General features: G+C 56.9%; 5 protein-coding genes and 1 pseudogene. 3 read left to right on the top strand and 3 right to left on the bottom strand.

From position 1 onward, the window contains the following. Both BV908_RS21840 and BV908_RS21835 read right to left on the bottom strand, forming a co-directional pair. A partial coding sequence (locus BV908_RS21840; protein ID WP_103739196.1) for a Rieske 2Fe-2S domain-containing protein occupies positions 1 to 867 on the bottom strand: 867 nt, incomplete at its 3' end. A gap of 15 nt (positions 868 to 882) precedes the next feature. Further along, positions 883 to 1851 (bottom strand): tripartite tricarboxylate transporter substrate binding protein, encoded by a 969-nt coding sequence (locus BV908_RS21835; RefSeq protein ID WP_103739195.1) that lies wholly within the window; start codon positions 1849 to 1851, stop codon positions 883 to 885. 109 nt (positions 1852 to 1960) lie between these two features. Between BV908_RS21835 and BV908_RS21830 the strand changes: the two genes are divergently transcribed. Next, positions 1961 to 2728, top strand: a complete 768-nt coding sequence (locus BV908_RS21830; protein ID WP_103739194.1) for an IclR family transcriptional regulator C-terminal domain-containing protein — start codon at positions 1961 to 1963, stop codon at positions 2726 to 2728. A gap of 130 nt (positions 2729 to 2858) precedes the next feature. Further along, positions 2859 to 3458 (top strand): annotated as a pseudogene (locus BV908_RS21825) (DDE-type integrase/transposase/recombinase); the annotation flags it as partial. Here the strand turns inward: BV908_RS21825 and BV908_RS21820 are convergent. Continuing rightward, entirely contained in the window at positions 3418 to 3951 is a 534-nt protein-coding gene (locus tag BV908_RS21820) for an IclR family transcriptional regulator C-terminal domain-containing protein (protein WP_242608422.1), read from the bottom strand. The pseudogene BV908_RS21825 and the gene BV908_RS21820 sit on opposite strands and share 41 nt — an antisense overlap. Before the next feature lie 249 nt (positions 3952 to 4200). Between BV908_RS21820 and BV908_RS21815 the strand changes: the two genes are divergently transcribed. Then, positions 4201 to 4413: DUF4158 domain-containing protein (locus tag BV908_RS21815; protein ID WP_030093369.1), on the top strand; the 213-nt coding region annotated here is incomplete at its 3' end.

Below are 4413 nucleotides of genomic sequence, written 5' to 3'. Positions count from 1 at the left end.
CTGCAGGGTCACGCCGTCCTCGAACTCCTCGAAGCCCTCTAGAAGGCTGGGATCTTTGAGCCGGTAACGCTCGTTGTCGGAGCGGATGGCCTGGTCCTTGTACGAGTCGTCTTTGGCGCTACGATCGATCATGGAATAGCTCACATGGTGGCCACCCGACTCGTCGACGATGACGCCGCCTTTTTGTGAGAGGCGATTCAGCTCGAAGGTGGTGAAGAACATATGCAGGAGGCTGGCGTGATAGCTGTCCTTCACGTTCTCGAAGTAGAGCTTCCAGTTGTTAGGCAGCTTTTGCGTGAAGCGACCGATGACTTCTACGGGCTTGTGCAGCACGCGCTCTATGCGCTCGCAAATCTCAGGGCCAAGGTAATCCTCAATGCTGGGTACATCCTCGGAAAAACTGCCAAAGACCAAACCGCAAAAGACAGCTACACGGAGCTTGCGCGGGCCATGCTCTTCTTTGCAGAACGAGGCCGGCATGCCACCCTGGCCCTTGACGCCTTTCTCGAAGGCAACGCCGGTCAGATCTCCCTGTCGGTTGTAGCTCCAGGCGTGATAGACGCACTGGAAACTATCCGCACGGCCCGATTTTTCCAGCGCGATGAGCGCGCCGCGATGCGCGCAGCGGTTCTCGAAGGCATAGATTTCCTGGTCGGCATCCCGCACGACAACTATCGGTGTTTCACCAACAAAGGTCGTGCGGAAATCACCCGCCTCGGGGATTTCAGATTCCAGGCACAGGTAGTTCCAGACCTCGCCGCGATAGATGCGCTGCTGTTCCTGATCAGCATTGGCTGTGTCGGTATAGATACCGAAAGGCACGCGCGTATTAGTGGCCCCATGCCACTGGATGATGGATTCTTGCATGTTGATTCCTAAGGGTTAGAGCTTGACGTTGGCGGCCTTCAGCACCTTCTTCCACTTCTCGGTTTCCTGGCGGATGAACTGAGCAGTCTTGGTGGGATCCCAACCGCAGGGCACGGCACCCTGTTCCAGAAAGTGCTTGCGGATGTCATTTGATGACAGAGCCTGGGCCATCTGCTTCTGAAGCCTCTGTGCGATTTCTGCACTCGTGCCTGGGGGAGCCACAACAGAAAAGAAAGTCAAGGCTTGCATGGCGGGCCATTGCTGCTCGGCGAAGGTGGGGACCTGGGGCAATATTTGAGAGCGCTGCTCGTCGGCAACGGCCAGAATGCGCACCTTGCCGGCCTGGTGGTAGGTGGCCGACGAGCTGATGTTGTCGAAAAACACATCCACATTGCCACCGATCAGGTCAATCAGTGCCGGGGCTGTTCCCTTGTAAGGGATGACAGTCAGTTCAGTGCCAGTCAGCTGCATAAACATGGCAGCAGTCAGGTGAGATGTGGAGCCGTCGCCTTGCGTCGCCACAGTCACTTTTTTGGGATTGGCTTTGGCGTATGCAATGAACTCGCCAAGTGACTTAACAGGCAGCTTCGGGTTGATGACCAGGGCGTTGGGCACTGTGGCCAAAATCGTCACCGGTACCCAGCGAGTCGGGTCAAAGCTGAGCTTCTGATAGAGGTTGTGGTTGATGGCGATGGGCCCCGGAGGGGAGGCCAGCACAGTCATTCCGTCCGGCGGTGCCCGGAACACTAGATCGGCACCGATGTTTCCACCAGCCCCGGGCTTATTTTCAATGATCACGCCACCTGCGTAGTCCGTGCGGATTTTTTCGGCTACTAGGCGCGGCAGTACATCGGCGGTACCTCCCGCTGAGAAAGGCACGACGATCTTGAGAGGTTGATTTGACTGAGCCAGGCTACCTGTTGCGGCGACCGCAGCGGCAATGCCGATCAATGCTTCGCGTCTGCGAATGGATGCGTTGCGCATCTTGTCTCCTTCTTGTGTGGGGAACTGCAGTATGGGGATGTCGTACTTAGTGTTAAACCTGTTTTTGCGCTATGCGCAAAAATGTTGAAAACACCTTGATTTGATCGCTATGCAGGACAAGAACTTTGTGGAATCGCTGCGCAAGGGATTGGGGGTACTGACTTGCTTTGACCGTCGGCATACCCGGCTCACGCTGTCGGAAGTGGCCAGGCTCACGCAGTCCACACCAGCATCGGCCAGACGTTCACTCAGCACGCTGGTACAGCTTGGCTATCTAGAGAGTGACGGGAAGCTGTTCTGGATGCAGCCCAAGTCGCTGCTGATCGCCTATTCATTTCTGTCATCGCGCCCCATGCCTGCGTTGGCCCAGCCGCTACTGGACGCACTGTCGGAGCGCACCAGAGAGTCCGCTTCGCTTGGTACTTTGTTGGAAGACGATGCCATCATCATTGGCCGTTCGACCGCACGGCGCAGCTTGAGCACGGGCCTAGGAATAGGATCCAGGTTGCCGGTGTACTGTTCTGCGATTGGTCGGGTGCTGTTGTCAGGACTCCCCCAGCAGGAGGCGCGTGCAAGGCTGGAGATGATTGAGCGGATGGCTATGACCCATCAGACAGTGACTGACTTGGAGGAGTTGCTGGGTCTGCTTGATACTTGCCGGCAATCCGGATGGTCATGCAGCGATGGAGAGTTGGAGCTGGGTGTGCGCTCCATGGCGGCGCCAGTGCGCGACCCTCAAGGCAACACAATTGCTGCCATGAGCATTGCAGTTAGAGCAGAGAGACTCAGCATGAGCGAGTTCAAAGAGACTTTTTTGATGCCGCTGAAGCGCGCTCGCAATGAGTTGGAAAAAAAGTTGTATCCGCAAGGGATGTAATGCGCCACCATGTCTTTGCCTAGCGCAGCGGCTGAGGCTCGGGTTTGCGCCGTCCTTCCGATGTCGGGCGCATGCGCGGGGCGTGCAGTTGTTCCTGATCGGACCCGGCAAGCCCAAGCCTGAGAGCGAGCACAAACCCTTCAAGGCGTATGAGCCTGGCTATGTGCATGTAGATGTGAAGTACCTGCCCCAGATGCAAGATGAGGACAAGCGCCGCTATGTCTTTGTTGCCATTGATCGGGCCACACGCTGGGTGTTCATTGATATCAAGCAACACAAGACGGCAGCGTCCGCCAAAGCCTTCTTGGCCGCCGTCCGCAAAGCTGCAGCATTTAGGATTCACACCATCCTCACCGACCACGGCAAAGAGTTCACAGACCGCTTGTTTGGCAGTCGCACTCGCCAGCCCACAGGCGAGCACGAATTCGACCAGCTATGCCAAGCACTGGGGATAGAACATCGGCTCACCAAGCCCAGGACGCCAAAAACCAACGGCATGGTCGAGCGCTTCAATGGCCGCCTGAATCAAGTACTGCGCTCGCACCACTTCAACAGCGCAGAGGATTTGGAGAAGACGCTGCACAGGTTTGTCTGGCTGTATAACCACCACTTACCGCAAAAGGCACTGGGGCACGAAGCCCCAGTTCAAGCACTCAAAAAATGGAAGATGAAAGCACCTGATTTATTCGTCAAGAACGTGCGCAATCATCCGGGACCTGACAATTCTTGAATCCCAATGCCGCCGAAAGCTGTGCAGCCTCTTCCCTTAACAGCGCGGCATAGCCCTGCACAACCTCTTCGTCGAGTCTTGCGCTGGGACCGAATAGCCCTAGCGATCCCACCACGCGGCCGCTGCTGTCGAAGAACGGCGCAGCAATAGCGACAGCGCCCTCAATCAGCTCATCGCGACTGGTGGCGTAGCCTTCGAGGCGAATCTGCTTGAGCTGTTCGGTGCACCGCTTAGCTTCGGCGGCGTTTTCCGCGCCATAAGCGCTAAGGTCTTGCTTGCTCACGTTCAGCCATGCCAGGATCGAGCGACCACTGGCGCCCCGCACGAGCTTCTCGCGATAACCTACGCCCCGCTTGAAGCTCAGAGGCTGCGTGCTGGGAAGTTCGGCAACACATATCCTGAAAGCACCCTCATGTACGTGCAGGGAAATGGTCTCGCGGGTTTTCTCCCACAGGCGGCGCATCATGGGTTGGGCAACGGTTTCGTAGCTCATGCCTGCGGACCAGGCATGAGCCATCTGAGGGACTGCCGGGCCGAGCCGGAAACGCTGGGGTTCGCCCTCGGAAACGAGAAACCCCTTGGTATTGAGCGTATCGAGGGGTCTCCTCGTTTTCAGTGCAATAAGTGACGGTACGCAAAGCTAGCACTGGCGCGGGGGTGGTCTGGGTAGACCGTTGATTTCATTGACTTTCCTGTTCGCTTTGTAAACGGGTATGGTGGCCTCCCACTTTTGAGGTTCACGATGCAGGGTTGGCACACAACGTTTTTGGGGATGCGTGGGCTCCCCCGCGATATCAGCGACTTCGAGATGAAGGCATTTTTCACCTTCGATGGTGCCGAGCGCGACGCAATCAATGCACGCCGAGGTGATTCCCACAAGCTTGGTCTGGCGCTCCATATTGGTTTCCTGCGCATGAGTGGGCGTTTGCTCGGTGCCTTTCGGGTAATTCCAGTA

Source organism: Diaphorobacter sp. LR2014-1 (assembly GCF_002916785.1).
Classification (GTDB): Bacteria; Pseudomonadota; Gammaproteobacteria; order Burkholderiales; family Burkholderiaceae_C; genus Diaphorobacter; species Diaphorobacter nitroreducens.
Note: the sequence above shows the minus strand (reverse complement) of the source record. Positions and strands in the feature narration are given on the sequence as shown.